This is a genomic window from Odoribacter lunatus, from assembly GCF_943193135.1.
GTDB classification, from domain to species: domain Bacteria; phylum Bacteroidota; class Bacteroidia; order Bacteroidales; family Marinifilaceae; genus Culturomica; species Culturomica lunata.
The window spans coordinates 15,212-32,313 of the sequence record NZ_CALPCZ010000020.1; the positions used below are offsets into that span (position 1 = coordinate 15,212).

Annotated in this window: 14 protein-coding genes, 1 tRNA gene and 1 pseudogene; 7 read left to right on the top strand and 9 right to left on the bottom strand. The window is 50.5% G+C overall.

The window, feature by feature from the left end; translation table 11 throughout:
* Window positions 1-85 precede the first annotated feature (85 nt).
* A complete protein-coding gene (gene map / locus NFR61_RS08240; RefSeq protein ID WP_251622931.1) occupies window positions 86-922 on the top strand; it encodes a type I methionyl aminopeptidase in 837 nt (278 codons plus the stop codon).
* A gap of 25 nt (window positions 923-947) precedes the next feature.
* Window positions 948-1,790, top strand: coding sequence for an OmpA family protein (locus NFR61_RS08245; RefSeq protein ID WP_251622977.1), 843 nt, complete (start codon window positions 948-950; stop codon window positions 1,788-1,790).
* 8 nt (window positions 1,791-1,798) lie between these two features.
* Here the strand turns inward: NFR61_RS08245 and NFR61_RS08250 are convergent, their stop codons facing one another.
* Entirely contained in the window at window positions 1,799-2,299 is a 501-nt protein-coding gene (locus NFR61_RS08250; RefSeq protein ID WP_251622933.1) for a hypothetical protein, read from the bottom strand.
* A gap of 284 nt (window positions 2,300-2,583) precedes the next feature.
* Here NFR61_RS08250 and NFR61_RS08255 point away from each other — a divergent pair.
* A tRNA-Ser gene (locus NFR61_RS08255) sits at window positions 2,584-2,674 on the top strand.
* 175 nt (window positions 2,675-2,849) lie between these two features.
* Here the strand turns inward: NFR61_RS08255 and NFR61_RS08260 are convergent.
* The 5 genes and pseudogenes from NFR61_RS08260 to NFR61_RS11260 all read right to left on the bottom strand — a co-directional run.
* Window positions 2,850-3,392, bottom strand: coding sequence for a flavodoxin (locus tag NFR61_RS08260; protein WP_251622935.1), 543 nt, complete (start codon window positions 3,390-3,392; stop codon window positions 2,850-2,852).
* A gap of 27 nt (window positions 3,393-3,419) precedes the next feature.
* Entirely contained in the window at window positions 3,420-4,259 is an 840-nt protein-coding gene (locus tag NFR61_RS08265) for an aldo/keto reductase (protein ID WP_251622937.1), read from the bottom strand.
* A 123-nt stretch (window positions 4,260-4,382) separates the two neighbouring features.
* Window positions 4,383-5,189: an AraC family transcriptional regulator gene (locus NFR61_RS08270; RefSeq protein WP_251622939.1), complete on the bottom strand. Its 807-nt coding sequence runs from the start codon at window positions 5,187-5,189 to the stop codon at window positions 4,383-4,385.
* Between the two features lie 36 nt (window positions 5,190-5,225).
* Entirely contained in the window at window positions 5,226-5,840 is a 615-nt protein-coding gene (locus NFR61_RS08275; RefSeq protein WP_251622941.1) for a nitroreductase family protein, read from the bottom strand.
* A gap of 67 nt (window positions 5,841-5,907) precedes the next feature.
* A pseudogene (locus tag NFR61_RS11260) lies at window positions 5,908-6,039 on the bottom strand (CatB-related O-acetyltransferase); the annotation flags it as partial.
* A 167-nt stretch (window positions 6,040-6,206) separates the two neighbouring features.
* Between NFR61_RS11260 and NFR61_RS08280 the strand changes: the two are divergent.
* Both NFR61_RS08280 and NFR61_RS08285 read left to right on the top strand, forming a co-directional pair.
* Window positions 6,207-7,328: an ATP-binding protein gene (locus NFR61_RS08280; RefSeq protein ID WP_251622943.1), complete on the top strand. Its 1,122-nt coding sequence runs from the start codon at window positions 6,207-6,209 to the stop codon at window positions 7,326-7,328.
* A gap of 191 nt (window positions 7,329-7,519) precedes the next feature.
* Window positions 7,520-7,939, top strand: a complete 420-nt coding sequence (locus NFR61_RS08285) for a hypothetical protein (RefSeq protein ID WP_251622945.1) — start codon at window positions 7,520-7,522, stop codon at window positions 7,937-7,939.
* A gap of 102 nt (window positions 7,940-8,041) precedes the next feature.
* Here the strand turns inward: NFR61_RS08285 and NFR61_RS08290 are convergent, their stop codons facing one another.
* Window positions 8,042-8,704 (bottom strand): hypothetical protein, encoded by a 663-nt coding sequence (locus NFR61_RS08290; protein ID WP_251622947.1) that lies wholly within the window; start codon window positions 8,702-8,704, stop codon window positions 8,042-8,044.
* 226 nt (window positions 8,705-8,930) lie between these two features.
* Between NFR61_RS08290 and NFR61_RS08295 the strand changes: the two genes are divergently transcribed.
* Both NFR61_RS08295 and NFR61_RS08300 read left to right on the top strand, forming a co-directional pair.
* Window positions 8,931-9,617, top strand: coding sequence for a hypothetical protein (locus NFR61_RS08295; RefSeq protein ID WP_251622949.1), 687 nt, complete (start codon window positions 8,931-8,933; stop codon window positions 9,615-9,617).
* A 450-nt stretch (window positions 9,618-10,067) separates the two neighbouring features.
* The gene (locus NFR61_RS08300; protein ID WP_251622951.1) at window positions 10,068-10,895 is read left to right on the top strand and encodes a DUF418 domain-containing protein; all 828 of its coding nucleotides are present in this window, start codon (window positions 10,068-10,070) and stop codon (window positions 10,893-10,895) included.
* On the opposite strand, the gene tamL is transcribed toward NFR61_RS08300, so the two are convergent.
* Window positions 10,883-13,180, bottom strand: coding sequence for a translocation and assembly module lipoprotein TamL (gene tamL / locus NFR61_RS08305; RefSeq protein WP_338150541.1), 2,298 nt, complete (start codon window positions 13,178-13,180; stop codon window positions 10,883-10,885). The genes NFR61_RS08300 and tamL overlap by 13 nt on opposite strands.
* Complete coding sequence (locus tag NFR61_RS08310) at window positions 13,177-16,965, bottom strand: translocation/assembly module TamB domain-containing protein (RefSeq protein ID WP_251622957.1); 3,789 nt, start codon at window positions 16,963-16,965, stop codon at window positions 13,177-13,179. Before NFR61_RS08310 ends, tamL begins: the two co-directional genes overlap by 4 nt.
* Between the last annotated feature and the right edge of the window lie 137 nt (window positions 16,966-17,102).

Sequence of the window (17,102 nt, forward strand, 5' to 3'; positions counted from 1 at the left end):
AGGTAAAAACATGAAAAGACTAAAGGATAATAAATGAATAACAATACAAAAATATCACTACTTTTGCCTTTGAAATTAAAGGACAATGAAATTGTTTGGAAGTTTACCGGAAAAAACGGACTTGGATGAAAAACTGCGCCATTACAGGCATTTGGGACATATTGTCCCCCCGAAAAAGCTGATTAAAACACCGGAGCAGATTGAAGGTATCAAAAAAAGTGCGCTTATCAACACCAGCGTACTCGATTATGTGTCCGAACATATCCACGAAGGAATGTCTACACAGGAAATTGACGATTTGGTATATGACTTTACCATCTCGCATGGAGCCATCCCCGCCCCTTTGAATTACGAAGGATTTCCCAAAAGCGTATGCACCTCCATCAATGAAGAAGTATGCCACGGCATCCCCGATAAAAACACAATCTTGCGGGACGGTGATATTGTGAATGTCGATGTCTCCACAATTTTAGACGGATACTACTCGGATGCCTCCCGCATGTTTATGATTGGCAACGTCCGTCCCGCCTGCAAACGCTTGGTGGAAGTAACAAAAGAATGCCTGGAAAGAGGTGTAGCGGCTGCCCGACCGTGGGGCTTTTTAGGTGATATCGGTGAAGCCATTCAAACCCATGCGGAAGCACATGGATATTCTGTTGTCCGGGACTTCTGCGGACACGGTGTCGGACTGAAATTTCACGAAAAGCCGGAAGTAGAACATGTAGGTAAAAAAGGAACAGGCATGCTTCTCGTACCCGGTATGATTTTTACCATTGAACCCATGATTAACATGGGCAATTATGAAATATATATCGACGCGGAAAATGACTGGACCGTACTGACGGAAGACGGCAAACCCTCCGCACAATGGGAAAACACGGTTCTCATTACAGAAACGGGAGTAGAAATTTTGACTTATTAACACCCAATTTTATTTGGTAAAAATGATGAAATACTTTATCGGAATAACACTGTTTATCCTCTTGCTATGCTCCTCATGCGTATCCAAGAAAAAATACCTTATCGCCGAAAACGGCCGTCTCGCTGCCCTTGAAAGAGAAGAAACACTGCGGGGACAATTGGGCAATGCGAACCAAAAAAACGAGGGATTAGACCGGCAAATAGAAAACTTAAAAAACGACACCGTCGAACTCGGAGGCAAAATACGCGCTTACCGCAGCCTTTTATTCTCCAATAAATCGGAACAAGAAAAACTCAATGCTTTACTCGAAGAAAAAACACTCGAACTAAAGGAACGGGAAGCCACCATCCGCGAATTACAGGAAATGATTAATCTACAAAATGAAAAAGTCAGCTCCCTGTTGGAGAACGTACAAGATGCCTTGCTGGGATTCGGAAACGACGAATTGAGCGTCACCCGCCACGACGGAAAAATCTATGTTGCCATGTCGGATAAACTCCTGTTCCAATCCGGAAGTGCCCAGGTAGACAAACGAGGCAAAGAAGCCCTGGCAAAACTAGCGGAAGTTCTAAACAAACAGAGCGACATCGATGTATTCATCGAAGGACACACGGACAACAAACCGATTAATACGGTACAATTCAAGGACAACTGGGATTTAAGCGTAATCCGGGCAACCTCCGTTGTACGTATCTTAACAGAAGAATATCATGTACAGCCACTGCAAATCCAGCCAACCGGAAGAGGAGAATATATGCCGGTATCAGATAACGCCACTGCCGAAGGACGTACTTCCAACCGACGCACGGAAATCATCATGGCTCCGAAACTGGATAAATTAATGAAATTACTGCAACAAAACCAATAAAACACCCTTTACAAAAGAATCGTATCATATTCATACGAATTATAATCCATTTCGCAAATATTCCTGGCCTTACCCTGGTCAATATAACCGAACATATCGAAATGCAAAGCATATAAAACTGAGTAAATCTTACTCATAATTTTCTTGGAAAAGGGACAAATTGTCCTATCATTAAAATAACTAACAATCAAATCTATTAACCAATCCGAATCATTTGACGGTATCAAATCCTTAATATTCTCATATACAATTTCGCACAGATAATCGGACACTATCATCGTCTGTTTATTGACACGCAAAGGCTTGCTCAAGTGTTCCGCCGTAATAGGATGTAAAATAATCTTATACATTTCCGAACTATAAGGAATAGTAAAACTATTATTCCAATCATCCTCCACCCGAACAAACTTGCAATGCAACTCCTTTATCATGAAAGATTCTTTATTATTATCGTCAGCTGCAACCCGAATCCCATAAGGAAAATAAGGCATTATTATTTCTTTATCCATAATCCTGATTTTAGCTATTTATTACTTAACACTTAAATAAAAACAATACGCACATTAATTTGATAAAACTAAAATACACCATTTATCACACTAAAAAAGCAACATAAAATAATGCTGCTCATGTTAGTTAATTATCCCGATATACATTGAAAAAATATTAAATTTTTTCACATTTATTTTACACATCTCTTTATTTCTGATTTATCCGGCTACCCTCCTTTCATTTTTTTTGCCTTTTAATTTCCGTTTTTTACTTTTTGTCCTATCTTTGCACCGCTACAAATGGAAAGATGCAGGAGTGGTTGAACTGGCACGCCTGGAAAGCGTGTATACCTCTAAAGGGTATCAGGGGTTCGAATCCCCTTCTTTCCGCCAAAACACAAACAAAAAAATCCTGTAAATATGATTTACAGGATTTTTTATTGCTTATACCGAAATCTCACCGAAAGCAGCTAACCGAATAATACCTGGGAATTCGAGATTACGGAAATGAAAAGCCGCCCTGTCCGATTAAACGGCAGGGCGGCTTCTACAATCCAAGCGGCTTCTATCAGTCAGTCGTCCACCGGCGGATGGCTTCGACATCCATTCCGTTCAGCAATTTCCCCTCCTTCCACTCTACTGCGGGATAAGCCTTCTTCAACTCCTTGACGCTGTTGTCTATCGTACTGCCTCCCGACGTGGCGAAAGGAATCACCGTCTTGCCTTTCAGGTCGTAAGCCTCAATAAAAGTATTGACCACGGTCGGAGCAATATTCCACCAAATGGGAAAACCGAGATAAACCGTATCATAGTCCGCCATATTCACCTCCTTCTTCTTTATAGCGGGACGATATTTCAAATCGTGCATTTCCACATAGCTGCGCGACTGCTTATCGCGCCAGTCCAGATCAGCACTCGTATAGCGCTTCTCAGGCTCGATTTCGTAAAGTTCTCCCCCGGTAGCTTTCGCCAGTTTTTCAGCCGCCTGCGCCGTAGTTCCGGTAGCCGAAAAATAAACGACCAGCACACGGTTCTGTTTTTCGCTCTGCCGGGCAAAGGCAGCCGAACCGACAAATACGACTGCCAACAAAGTCATCAAAATCTTTTTCATTTTTCCTGTTTTTATATCATTACTTATTTATCTCCACCCCATAAACATACGCGCCGTTTCGGCATCGTGGTGGTCAAAGAAAAGACTGCGCCCCGTGTCAAGTGTGGCAATAGCAGCCATATCCTCATCCGAAAGCGCAAAATCGAAAATATCGATATTCTGCCGCATCCGCTCGATGTGTGTCGATTTGGGGATAATGATAACGCCACGCTGAATGAGCCACCGCAAAGCGACCTGCGCCACGCTCTTTCCGTACTTGCTGCCAATTTCAGCCAACTGCGGATTCGTGAAAAAATCGTTGCGTCCCTCTGCAAACGGTCCCCACGACATGATGTGCGTGCCGAACTCCTCCATGATGCGCTGCGGCTCAATCTGCTGGTCGAACACGTGCGTCTCCACCTGATTGACAGCCGGAACCACCTCCACATTGCTGGCAAGGTCGATGAAATGATCGGGATAAAAATTCGATACGCCGATTGCACGTAGCTTTCCCTCCTTGTATGCCTCTTCCAATGCACGGTATGCCCCGTAACGGTCGCAGAAAGGCTGATGCAACAGCATCAGGTCGATGTAATCGGTCTGCAACTTTCGCAGACTCTCATCGATAGAGGCTTTCGCCTTCTCGTAGCCGTAGTTGGAAATCCACACTTTCGACACGAGAAAAATCTCTTTGCGGTCGATGCCGCTTTTGCGGACGGCATTGCCGACACCCTCCTCGTTGTGGTAAGCCTGCGCCGTATCAATCATACGGTAACCGATACTCAGGGCATCCGCCACGCACCGTTCACATTCGGCGGGCGACACTTGATAGACGCCGTAACCCATTTGCGGCATCTCTACTCCGTTATTCAGTTTCACTGTCTTCATAAACTCTCGTTTTTTATAATTTTCAGCCACAAAATTCGTGGCAATCCGACAACATCCTGTTATAAAAAACTCTGTAAAAAATGACTTTTTTACGGAATTTTCCCGTCAAGGGTTCCCGCAAAGTCATTCCCTGTACTCCGTCGGATTTACCCCCAGATGATTCTGCACGTAGCGACTGAAATAGGCAGGCGACGAGAAACCGAACATATCGGAAATCTGAACAAACGTCAGCGACTTGTTTCGAAGCAAGCGGGTAATGTCGAGAATCGTATAACGGTTAATCCAATAATTGGCGGCGTATCCGCTAACCTTTTTCGATACCTCCGACAGATACTTCGACGTGACACACAGACAATCCGCATAATAAGTCACCTCACGGTGTTCGCGGTAAGTTCCCGCTTCCAGCATCTTGAGAAAACGGTCCATAATAGAGGCATTCTGCGTGGAAATGTCACTCTCGCCATAAAGACCGGCATGAAAATCGAAAAAATCAAGAATTGCCGTCTGCATGGCATTCATAAGAATTTCACGGTAAAAGCGATGTCCGGTGTCCCGAATCCGCTGTTCAAGCTGCTCGAAATCGCGCCGACAAACTATTTGCTGTTCAGGCGTAAGGTGCATCACGGGATTGAGGAACAGCGCCAACGAGCCTTTCATGCCGTAGTTGCTCAACGGCGTGCACAACTCGACGAATTCGGGCGTGACATAGATGACTTTGGCATAAAAATCGTCCGACGGCCGCACATCCTCGACCAATTTGCGCTTGCGGACAATGGAAAGGTCACCGGGATGCAATTCGAATTCCTTGCCGTTGAACAAGAAACGGCAATACCCGTTCAGACAGAGCAGATGAGCCAGATACTCCTCCCCGACCTCCGGTTTTGTCCGCCCGATAATATCGGCAACGATGATGTCTTTCCGTTCCTTCATTCCTGCTTTTATTTACCGGACACTAACGGCTTCACATTACCATCTCTGATAATGCACGTTTTCCGGCTTCCATTTATCCTTGGGCTGAGACTCGCCTGCAGGATACCCCATCGTAATGATGTTCAACGGAATAACCCAGGAAGGCAACCCCAACACACGCGTAACCTGCGGCAGGACGTTCGGATTCGGATAAACACCGCACCAGACAGCACCAAGCCCCAGAGCATGAGCGGCGAGCAGGATATTCTCCGTCGCTGCCGAACAGTCCTGAATCCAATACTCACGGACAAAATCCTTTCCGGCTTTTTCGAGGTCTCCGCAAACCACGATGGCAGCCGTGGCTGTTTTAAGATTGGAATAAGGATGTACGGCACAAAGGCTGTCGAGCATCTCCTTCTCCGTAACCACCACGAAAGCCCACGGCTGTTTGTTCATGGCCGATGGAGCAGCCATCCCCGCCCTGACAATCATCTCAAGCGTATCTTTCGCAATGGGGCGCGATGTAAACTGCCGGACACTTGTACGTGTCATGATGTTTTCGATGACAGCCGAATCACCAGCATCCGCCTTCCGATTTGCTTGCGAACAGGATGCAGCCAAAACAAGCGCTGCCAGTCCCAATGTAATTAAAACGTAATCTATCTTTTTCATATCGTAAAAATATTATAGTGCAAAGTTAAGGATAATATCTCAAAAATAACAGGCTCAGAATTTGTCGAGAACAGAACCGCCCGATTAGCAGTCGTTCGTGGTTAATCGGATAATGGTACAGCACATTGTTCTGCTCGAAAAGCCGCGGATCGGATACGAAGTCATTGTAAATGGTGTAATAGCCGACTTCGATGGACGGGTGACTATCCCTGAAAATAGTTTACATATAGTTTTGTCATGATGATACAAAAAATAGTCCGGTTTTTATTCTCTGAATTTTGCCAAATTTAGTGGTTATACTCTCTGAATTTTGCCAAATTTAGCGGTTATATTTTTGTTTTTGTATATCTTTGCAAGAAAAATAGTATGATAAGGCGGATAATCAAAGGTTCTATCCTGGCAGATTACAAACGCAGAAAAGTAATCGTATTGTTGGGGGCAAGACAGGTAGGTAAGACTACATTACTTTCTGAATTACAGGAGGGAAAAGAAAAAATATTGTCCTTGAATTGTGATAATGCAGATGATGTTTTGTTATTGGAAGGCAAGACAACCACGGAACTGAAACATTTGTTATCACCCTATGAGTTTGTATTCATAGATGAAGCCCAAAGGGTCAGGAATATTGGACTGACATTAAAAATGATTGGGGATTTGAAACTGGAAACACAGGTAGTGGTAACAGGCTCTTCATCGCTCGATATGGCAGACGAGATAAACGAACCGGCAACAGGTCGGTTGATAGAATACAACCTTTTCCCTCTTTCTTTGCCGGAATTGGCTGAAAGTAATTCCGAAAGAGAGGAACACAGGTTATTGGAGAACCGTATGATTTATGGATTGTATCCGGAAGTGGTAACAGAACCGGGAGATGCAAAGCGAACGTTAATGACGTTGACTAACAATTATCTTTACAAAGACTTGTTTGCCTATAAGGGAATAAAGAAACCCGAACTTATTCAGAAGTTGGTAAGGGCATTAGCCCTGCAATTAGGTAGTGAGGTTTCCTATAATGAGTTGAGTAATCTTTTGGGGGTCGATAAGAGTACGGTCGAAAATTATATTAATTTGCTGGAGAAATGTTTTGTTGTGTTTCGCCTGGATTCTTTTAGCCGGAATTTACGGAATGAAATCAAGAAAGGGAAGAAAATCTATTTTTATGACAACGGGGTAAGAAATGCCGTTCTTTCCAATTTTGCTCCGTTGGAACTAAGAAATGATGCCGGGGCTTTATGGGAAAATCTTATGGTAAGCGAAAGGATAAAACGTAATTCATACTTCGGTAACTTTGCACAACTTTTCTTTTGGCGTACCCATGAGCAGCAGGAAATAGACTTAATCGAAGAACAGGACGGTGTCCTGCGTACTTTTGAATTCAAATGGAATGGAAAAGCAAGGAACAGTCAACCGAAAGCATTTGCCAATTCCTATCCGGGTTCGACTTATGAAGTTATTACGCCGGAAAATTATTGGTCGTTTGTAAAATAGTTTTTGGGGGGCACATGGAAGTTTTCCGAAAGAACAGCTCTGTATTATAGGTAAAATGATGTTGTGATTTACTCTCAAATTAGTATCTTTGACCCATTGGAAACAACATATTGATGCGGTGGGCTATGACAACACGGCGAATAGGAAAGTAAAAAATCATAATTAAAACAAAAGGTAAAAAAATGAAGTATATGAAAAAATTTTCTTATAAATTATCGCGCATGGGCATGATGGCAGCGATTGGGGCGGCCACGCTGGGGGCGTGCAGCAAAGATGACGGGGATGATAATTTTATTGAACAGAATGATGTTCGGGTTGAATTTAGTCAGTTAAGAAATGGATTTGACCGATTGAATCCCGATACTATACGAATGATTGCGTCCCGGCCAGATGTTAAAAATATTTATCTGGTGCCGGTGGATATTTGGAATAATTTGGTGACACGTAATATTCAATTGTTGCGTAAAAACTTATTAAGTCCAGCGATTGACGCCGCCCCGGGACGTGTTTTTGGCGAAGGAGATTTTCGTTTTAAGCCGGGTGCTGTGAACGTGGATGACAGTTTGTGGTTTGTCAGCAAGGGATGGACCGTTAATCAAAAGCAACACTAATGTAATTTTGAACTTATTGGAAACACCCTTATCTTTTTTGAAAACATTAAAGGCGGGACATTTGTCTCGCCTTTCTTTATATTTCCGGATAGTGCTTCCGCCTTACTCCGCGAGGCAGTAGACGCTTGGGGAGAAGCGGTCGTTTTTGGCGGAGCCGAAGAAGAGGTAGAGATGCAGAGGGGTGTCTGACGGCTGCCCCATGGAGGGAATGTCGATTGTCGCCTTGCCGTCCTGCCGGCAGGTGTTTTCCACGATTGCCAATTGTGGCACGCGAGGCTGGGTGTCGTAAAAGTAGCCCACGTAGACTCTGTCGTTTTTCCGGAGTTCCGCCTGCGCCCCGTCGTTTTCCCACTCCAGGGTCACCTGCCATCCTTTCCGCCGAACAGATTTCAGCACCGGCATATCCAGCGATCCGGCAGCGAAACGGAATGCGGAGAATGCCCAGACGCCTTCCTGCGGCCGCACGCATGCCCCGTTGAACGAGTGGAACAGGCTGTCGCTTTTGGCCGCTCCCGTTTCCCGTGCAGCCACCCGCCATACGGGCAATTCTCCTATTGCCCGGCGGTACATTTTCCAGAGTGTCCGCACTTCCGCAAAGCGGCTGTTCATGGCAATCTCTTTCTCCGTCCTTTCTTTCCGCTTGGCGCGTTTAGAGGCACACGCCTGAAATTTGCCGTTACGCACATAATATGTCATGCCTCCCATCCGGATAGGGCCTCCTCCTTTCACAATTTCCCTTAATAGATTCAACGGTGTATCTTTCATACAAATAAGGTTTAATTACGGTTGAATTACACTACAAATATTATAAATATTTTCTATAAATTCAAATAAAACTGTGTTAAAAGCCTATTATAAATAAGCTTTTGATAAGGTTATAATAATCTTTTAATAAGCTTTTAGATGGAGTTGATCCGTATCTTTTACGGATTTCATTTGGATTTCTCTTATTTTATCGCTATATTTGTTTACAGGATATTTTCATGACAATATGGCTATCGTAAAAAGTACACTGGGCAAGTTCAGCGGGAGACTGGGGCATCTCATCCTGTATAAGGGACGGGACGGACAAATGTTCTGCCGTTCCGAAGGGGTCATGCCGAACCGGAAGAGTGAGCAGCAAAAACGGCATTGCGAGGCTTTCGGGACAGTGGTGAAGACAGGACGGTATCTGCTGCCGGTCATTCAGGCGGGTTTTCCGGGGGAAAAGCGGTTTCCGGCAGGCATGCAGGGTTTTATCCGGGCGAATGTGAATACGGCGGTGACGGTGACTAAAATCAATCCGGAGAAGGCGGTAAGTGCACAGAAGCGGGCACCGCAGGAGTTTCAGGGGGAAATCGATTTTACCCGGTTGCAGGTGGCGGACGGCAGTCTGGAGGCGCCGGAGGGCGTGACTGCGACTGTGGATGCAGAAGAGCAGACGGTTCGGTTCTCCCGGCAGGAGATGGGACTGGAAAGCCCGAACAGGTTCCGGGATGACAAGTTGTACGGGGTGCTTGTGAGTACCCGAAGTGAACCGGAGTACCGGCTGTTTTCTTTGGGTGTGCGCGGGGAAGCGGACGAGAGGAGTTTCAAGATTGCAAGCAAGCATTTGCGAGTGGAAGAGGCTGCCGTGTATGTTTTTGCGACCAGTGCGGACGGCAGGAAGGCTTCGCCGTCGGTGTGCCTGTCGGTTTAATTGTAAGAAACGGTTATCTATATGAAGAATATGAATTTATCGATGGCGCCCATGAGCGGGGCGCAGCGGCATGTTTTTCTCGATGTGCTGCGGGGTTTCGCTTTGCTGGGGGTGTGTCTGGCGAATTATCCGGAGTTTTCGCTCTATACGTTTCAGTCCGCCGATACGGCGGCGGCGATGCCGAGTGCGGGGGTAGACCGGATAGTGCGGTTTTTGCAGTATCTGTTCGTCGACGGTAAGTTTTACACGCTGTTTTCGCTGCTGTTCGGGGTCGGGTTTTCAATTATCATCTCGCATGCTGCGGAGAGGGGCGCCGACGGTTTCCGTATTTTTTACCGCCGGATGGCGCTGCTGGCCGTTTTCGGTTTCCTTCACCTGATGTTCGTGTGGAGCGGGGATATTCTGCTGCTGTATGCCGTGCTGGGCATGCTGCTGCCGCTGTTCCGCAAGATGTCCGACCGCCGGATTCTGACGGTGGCCGGCGTGCTGCTTTTTCTGCCGGTGGTCGTGGATGCTTTTTCGGAGGTGACAGGGATCTCGCTGGCGCAGCCGGCGGTGGACAAGTGGTGGTATTACGCCGGACTGTACGGCATTACGGAGGAGAATTTCGGTTTCTGGCTCCGGGATGCGGAGAGTTACCGGCAGGTTTTCGAGTTTCTTATCCAGGGGGCGTGGGAGCGCATGTCCGAGTTTATCGACGGCAACCGCTATTTCAAGGTGATGGGGCTGTTTCTGACGGGGTTCGTTATCGGGCGGCACCGTGTTTATGCCGAACTGGAGGCTTACAGACCGCTGCTTAGAAAGCTGTGCGTATACGGCATGCTTGCCGGCATTCCGCTTTCGGTTGTTTACGCAACGAGTGCAGTGTGCGGGTATCCGTTGGGAAAGGCTGTCCATACGCTGCTTTATACGGTCAGTGTCTACCCTCTTGCTTTCGCTTATGCGGCGTTGCTGGGGCTGGTGTATCTCGCCCGCAGTCGTTGGGGTTTGTGGAAATGGCTCGCCGCTCCGGGACGGATGGCGCTGACGAATTATATCGGACAGTCCGTCATCGGCATGTTTCTGTTTTACGGCATCGGTTTCGGTCTGGGTGCTTCGCTGGGATTGGGCGCAACGGAGGCCGTCGCGCTGGCGGTGTTTGCGTTTCAGGTCGTTTTCTGCCGTCTGTGGCTCTTGCTGTTCCGTTTCGGTCCGCTGGAATGGATCTGGCGGATGCTGACTTACGGGAAGCCTCTGAAGCTGGTAAAGGATTTTTCAGAAGGAAGTCAGAAGGGGTAACCGATGGCAAGATTCAGCACCAGTCCGTCTTTGAATCCGTAGTTCCGGATATTGAAATAGCCTTTTTTTCCTGTGTCGTAGGGGGCGTGCAGAGCGACTCCCAGGTCGGCGCGGATGACGATGTAGGTGATGTCGTAGCGCAGTCCCGTGCCTGTTCCGAGGGCTATTTCTTTCCACAGTCCCTTTAACCGGAATTCTCCTCCCGGCCGTTCGGCTTCTTTGCGGAGAAGCCATACGTTGCCCGCGTCCGCAAAGAGCGCGCCGTAGATGCGTCCGGCTATTTTGAAGCGGTAGCCAATGTTCGCCTCCAGTTTTATGTCCCCCGTCTGGTCGAGGTAGGCGGTCACGCTTTCCGTGCGGGGATGGAAACTCCCCGGTCCGATGGAGCGGATACGGAATGCCCGGATGCTGTTGGCTCCCCCGATGTAGAATTGTTCGCTGTACGGCATGACCTTCGTGTTGCCGTACGCGTAGCCGATGCCTCCCATGAAGCGCAGAGCTATGAGGGAGTTGTCGGATGTCTTGCGGTAGCCGACGATTTCGCTGGTCAGTTTGAGGAATTGCGAGTAAACGTTGCCGAACAGTTTTTTGCCGCTCTCCCTTTTTCCTGCGAGGTACTGGATGCCGGAGAGAATGTTACCCGCCTGTGTGAGGGAGGTCTGCCAGTAGAAGCGGTCGGGATTCCGGTAGGTCGCCGCCCGGTCGAAAGTGTAGGTGTATGTCATGGAGGGTATGAGCTGGTCCCGGAAACTCAGGGCGATGGCGGGGTTGTTGTTCAGCGTGGAGTCGAATTCATGGGAGGTTTTCAGCAGGTGCGTGTACGTGAGTTTGAAGGGGATGAGGGTGTGGTTGTTCCGCCGGGAGGTGTGGAAGTCGTACGCCACGTTTCCCCAGAATGACACCATGCGGAAGTAGCTGTGCCGGTTGAGGAAGTCGGTGCCTATCTGAAAGGTGCTGCGCTCCTGCCTGTCCGGGTTGGTTTTCATGAAGCGGGGCGCGAGCCGGGGAACGGTGAGGTTGAGGTTCAGCCCCAGTTCGTAGGAATTGACGAGCCCTTTGTCCTGTATGTTATCCGCCCCTCCTATCTGCCATTCGTAGGCGCCCGTGAGTTTGAGGGCGAATGTTTCTGCCCGGCGGAACATGTTGCGGTTGCTCAGGCTTAAGGTCAATCCGGGTCCCAGGAGGCTGTTGGATTTGGAGGAGAGGTCCACTTCTATCTCGGTTTCCACGGGCGGGGCGTACACGGCGTCTATTTTGACGTCGAGGGCGCGGGAGGTGACGGTGTCGGCGGGCGCGACGGTGAGGTTGGCGTATTTGAATACGCCCAGCTGCACCAGGCTGGTCTGGGTACGGTTCTGCCGCCATGCGGAGTAGAGCTGCCCAGGGCGCATCTGTATGGCCCGGACGACGAATCTGTTTTTCAGTGTTTCGGGCGGGATGTAGTCGAGCCGTATTCCGTCGAGGCGTACGGTGTCGCGTTTGCCTTCGCCGGCGGAACCGGAGAAGGAGATGCCCACGTTCCGTATCCGGCAGGGATGGAAGGCGATTTCCGGAACGCCCTGTTTGAGGACAATGCGCAGGTCGATTTTTCCTCTTTGCCGGGTCGTGTCGGCCAGAAATTCGATGTAATCGGGCTGGAAGTAGTAGTAGCCCGTGTTGCGCAGCCACTGCGTGATGCGCTGGCGTTCCTGTTCCAGGAGGTTTACGTCGTACTGGCTGCCTTTCGTCAGAAGCGTGTTAGGCATGATGCGGTCTACATGGGTCGCAAGGGTGTCGGGCCATTCCCACAGGGCGACGGAGTCGAGACGCCAAGGCTCGGAGAGTTCGATGCGGTAGGAGATTTTCGCTTTCCGGGGATTGCGTTTCCGGGGATGTACGGCGTATTCTTTCCCTATGCCGAAGAATCCGTAGTCTTTCAGGTTGTTTTCCACCATTTTCAGCCGCAGTTCGGGCTGTACGTCGGCGATGAGCACCGGTTTTTTGGCCAGCCGGCGGTAGAGCCACCATTTCAACCCTTTCTCCTTTTTGATGTCCCAGTTGTACACCCACAGCCCGACGGGAAAGGGCGTCCGCCAGTAGGGCGATATAAGGGGGTTGTTGGGCGGATAGGACAAAGGGGCGGTCACGGCATTTTTCTGCCGGCTTTCAAGCCGGAGTCTCTTCGGGGCGGTTATTTCTATTTTTTTGACACCGGTGTACAGTGTTTCCCCGTCCGCCAGTTTTTTCGTGGTGGAACAGGATGCGAGGAGCATTCCCAGCAGGAGTATGAGGTAGCTGTTTTTCACCGTCTGTGCTTATTTTTCCTTCTGAATATTTCACCGAGTTTCCGGAAGCTCTTTCTCCATACGATTCCGATTCCGGTCTGCGTCACTTCTCCTTCCAGCACGCTTTCGTAGTTGGTGTGGCGGAAGGCTTTGAGGAAGAGGTTCCTGTTTTTGCTGAAGAGGTATTCGATGGAGATGTCGTCTATGAGGTTGTCTTCCATGCTGGTGCCGGGGTCGCTGTCGGAGGAGATGCGCCCTCCCACTTTTACGTTGATTTTGTCGTTGAAGAGCTGTTTGGAGAACTGGTAGGAGTAGTCCGTCCGTTTGGTTTCCTGTCCGTCGGCGCCTATCTGGTTGTAGGTGTCTATGCCGAAGGTGAGGTTCGTGTTTTTAAGGTATTTGCGGGTCCACTGGTTGAGTTCTTTTTCGACGAAGTTGTTGAGGGTGTTTGCGGCATTGGCACCGTTGTTTACGGTTCCGGGGGCGGTGTAGGTGCCGTATATGAGCAGGTTCATCGCCTGTTTCGTGCGTTCTTCCGCAGAGAATGCCGCCAGCTGGGTTTGTATGGCCTGGTCGCTGGGCGCCGTGAGGTCGAATGTTATCTGCGGCTGCCGCAGGCTTCCTTCGATACGTATCAGTACTTCAAAATTGACGATGCGGGTGCTTTTGTTGTCTTCGGTGACATTGACCCGCACGGCGGTGGCGGCGGTGATGTGCAAACCGGGTTCTTCGAGGTTTCCAGTCCATTCGAGGTTGCTTCCCTCCCGTATGGTGAAGGTCTTCTCTCCCACCACCGGTATGCCGTAACGCACGGTTCCCCCGTTCAGCACGTATTTCCCGACGAGGCCGTTGCCGCTTTCGGGGTTCATGGTGTATATGAGGTTTCCGCCGCCCTGTATGGCGACGCGGTTGTTTCCGTCTTCGGAGAGGTTGATGTTGATGCCGACGTTTTTTTCTATTTCGACGAGCAGTCTCATGGAGAAGCTGCCCGTTTCGATGCGGTTCGTCCACTGGTCTTTGTCGGTGAGGAGGGTGTCGCCGAAGGAGACGAAGCGCACGATGTCCCGGGTGTTTTCCCTGAGTTCCGGGGCGGAGTTGCGCAGCACGTAGTCGAGCGAAGTGCTGTTCAGGAGGCCGACGCTGCCCGTGAGCTGAAGCGCGCTGAAAAGTCCCCGGAGCGCGACATCGAGATTAACGTAGGCTTTTCCGTAAACGAGCGAGGTTTCGTTCTTTTTTACGTTCACCACCTGGAAGTCGTCTGCCCGCAGTTGCAGGTCGCAGGCGGGAGCGTTCAGCGGCAACAGCGAGATGTCGCCGGTAATTTCGAGTCTTTTTTTGTTGGGTGCGGTCAGCCCGAAGTTTTGCAGCCGGAGGGTGCCCTGCCGCAAGGATATGCGGGTAGAGTCTATGCCATAGCGTGTGCCCAGGAATTGCGTTTCGACGGCTGCCTGCCGGAATGCGAGCTGCCCGTCCAAGGCGAGGGAGTCCGGGGTACCGTCCGCTTTTATCTGTCCCTGCAGTTCTCCGTAGGCTGTAACGGTGTTTGCGGGGATGAAGATGTTCACCAGGTTCAGCGGGACGGACAGGAGGTCCATGTCGAGGGTGTGCCGGGTTTCCCGGCGGTTCAGGCCGTAGTATTTCAAGTCGAGCGCAAGGTCGCCTATTTCGTTTTGCTCCCACCGGAGACCGGTTATGTTCCATTTCCCCCGGGCCTCCAGTCGTTCGTCGTCGAGGTCGAGTGCGATACGGGTGTTCAGATAGCCTCCCAGATCGGGAATGAAGGGGATGGAACCGGAGAGTGCCGAGAGGTCTATGCCTTCCATGAGGATGTCCAGCGGTTCCTGCCGTCCCCCGTTTTTGCCGGATTGCAGGCTGAGCAGTTTCCCTGCGCTCCGGAGTTGCAGGTCGGCTTCAATGCGGCTGGCTGGAGAGAAACGTATTTCGTTGTCGGTATTGAGTGTCCAGGAGGTGTACCCCAGGACGGGCGCATCGGGTATGAGACGGAGGGTGAGGCTGCTGTCTCCCCGGATGATGTCGGCTCCGATGTTTACGCCTGTCTTTTTTTCGCGGTTCTGCTGGTGAAGGAGCACCCGCAGCCTGTCCCCTACTATTTCGCCGGACAGGCCTACCCGGTACAGGTTTTTCATGGCTCCGCCGTCGCTTACGATTTCCGCCTCGTATTCTATTCCCGTCTCCTGCCGCACATGCAGGGTCAGGGTGTCTATGTCCACCGTCCCGATGCGGGGGCGGATGACTTCTACTTGCGCGCGGATTCCCTCTTCCGGGGATGCGCCTATCTGCGCAGCCACGGAGTCGAATACCAGTTTTTTGGTCCGGAGATATTTTCCCGCGATGTTGTCGGTGCGTCCCGTTACGTCCAGGTGAAAACGGGGCAGTAGGCTCCGCAGGCTGTCCATGTTCAGGTCACGGTGTCCGAGCTGTTTCCGCAAGGCTGTCAGGAGTGCATCAAATCCGGCGGAAAGGCGGGTGACAAGGGTGTCGCCCCGAAAAGTGATGCGGAAATCGCCGGAGGTCGCCTCCAGCGTCGTGGCGTTTCTGTCGCTCTGTAAGGCGATTTCCGCATCCCCGAGGTTTCCGGAACCCTGCCGGTTGTCTATCACCAGCCGGTTGACGTTCGCCTGTAGTGCATAGTATTCGTCGGATATGACTGTCGCCCCGATGTCTGTCCGGAAGGATACGGTCAGTCTTTCCGGAGAGAGATTCAGTTCCCGGAGGTCGGCTTTTTCAATGTCTCCCGCGATGCGAAAGGTGTATCGGCGGTCTGTCGAGTCCGCCCGGAGTTTGAATCCGAAGAGGAGGGCGGGGTCCCGGCTTATGAGGTCGGCTTCGACGTGTGCATCCGCCAGTTTCCCCACCAGTTTTATGTCCGAGTAGAGGTGGCGCCTGTATTCCAGTGCCTGTATATCAACTACCCCGTGGGCGTCCGCCTGTGTCCACGACAGTCCCCTGCCCTCTATATCGGCAGTCGCCGTAAGTTTTCCCAGCGAGTCGGCAGGCAGGAAGTCCGCCAGCGGGAAGGTATCCGCCCGGAGGTGCAGCCTGTATTTTTCTTCGGGCAGACTGTAGCTGCCGGTTGCCCGGACGTATCCGTTTTTCTGACCGATACGCAGTACGGGCATTATTATTCCCTCATCGGCTTTTACGTCCAGGGCGATATGCATGCGGGGCGGCAGGGTCATTTTTTCCGGCAGCAGTCCTGCTATCCACGGAGAACGGTCTACCTTCCCCCGCAGGGAAAAGTTGCCTGTCAGGGCTTTCCAGTCCTGCAGGGAGGTCATTTCTCCCTGTCCTTCCAGCCGGAAGGTGCCGGGCATGCCGAGTGCCAGACGGTCGATTTTAACGTATCCGTCACGGTATTCCGCCGAGGTCGTCAGCTGCACGCTTCCGGTTTTCATCCGTTCCGGCATTTCCTGCCAGAAGAGGGCGATGTCTTTCATGCCGAGGGAGGCGTCCAGGTCTATTTTCAGGGCTTTTCCGGCAACTGCCTCCAGGCGCACGACGGTGTTCGGCGTCCGGATGTATCCGCCCGCCAGCTCGCTTTTCTTTTCCCCGATTTCTATGTTCCCCCGCATGGTTTCTATTTCTCCGCCTTCCCTCCTCTTCAGTTGCAGGTTCTGCAATGCCGCCTGCCATAGGCGTCCCCGGCCATATAGGTCATTCAGGCGGAAGCCTATGCGTGTGAGAAACCAGGAGGTGGATGCCGTCGTTATCCGGCATATCCCCCCTGCCACAGCGACGGAATCTGCCCGTACCTGCTGCCGGCCTATATCGACGGCGGCGTTCACGACCTCGCCGTCCCCGATTTCCGCCGCCAGTTGCGGCAGGGTTTCCGTGCTCATCCGGTAGCGTACGCTGTCCAGCCGGAGGCTTTGTATTTCGACCGACCAGTCGGGCGGGTCGCTGGCGACGGTGTCAGCCGGTG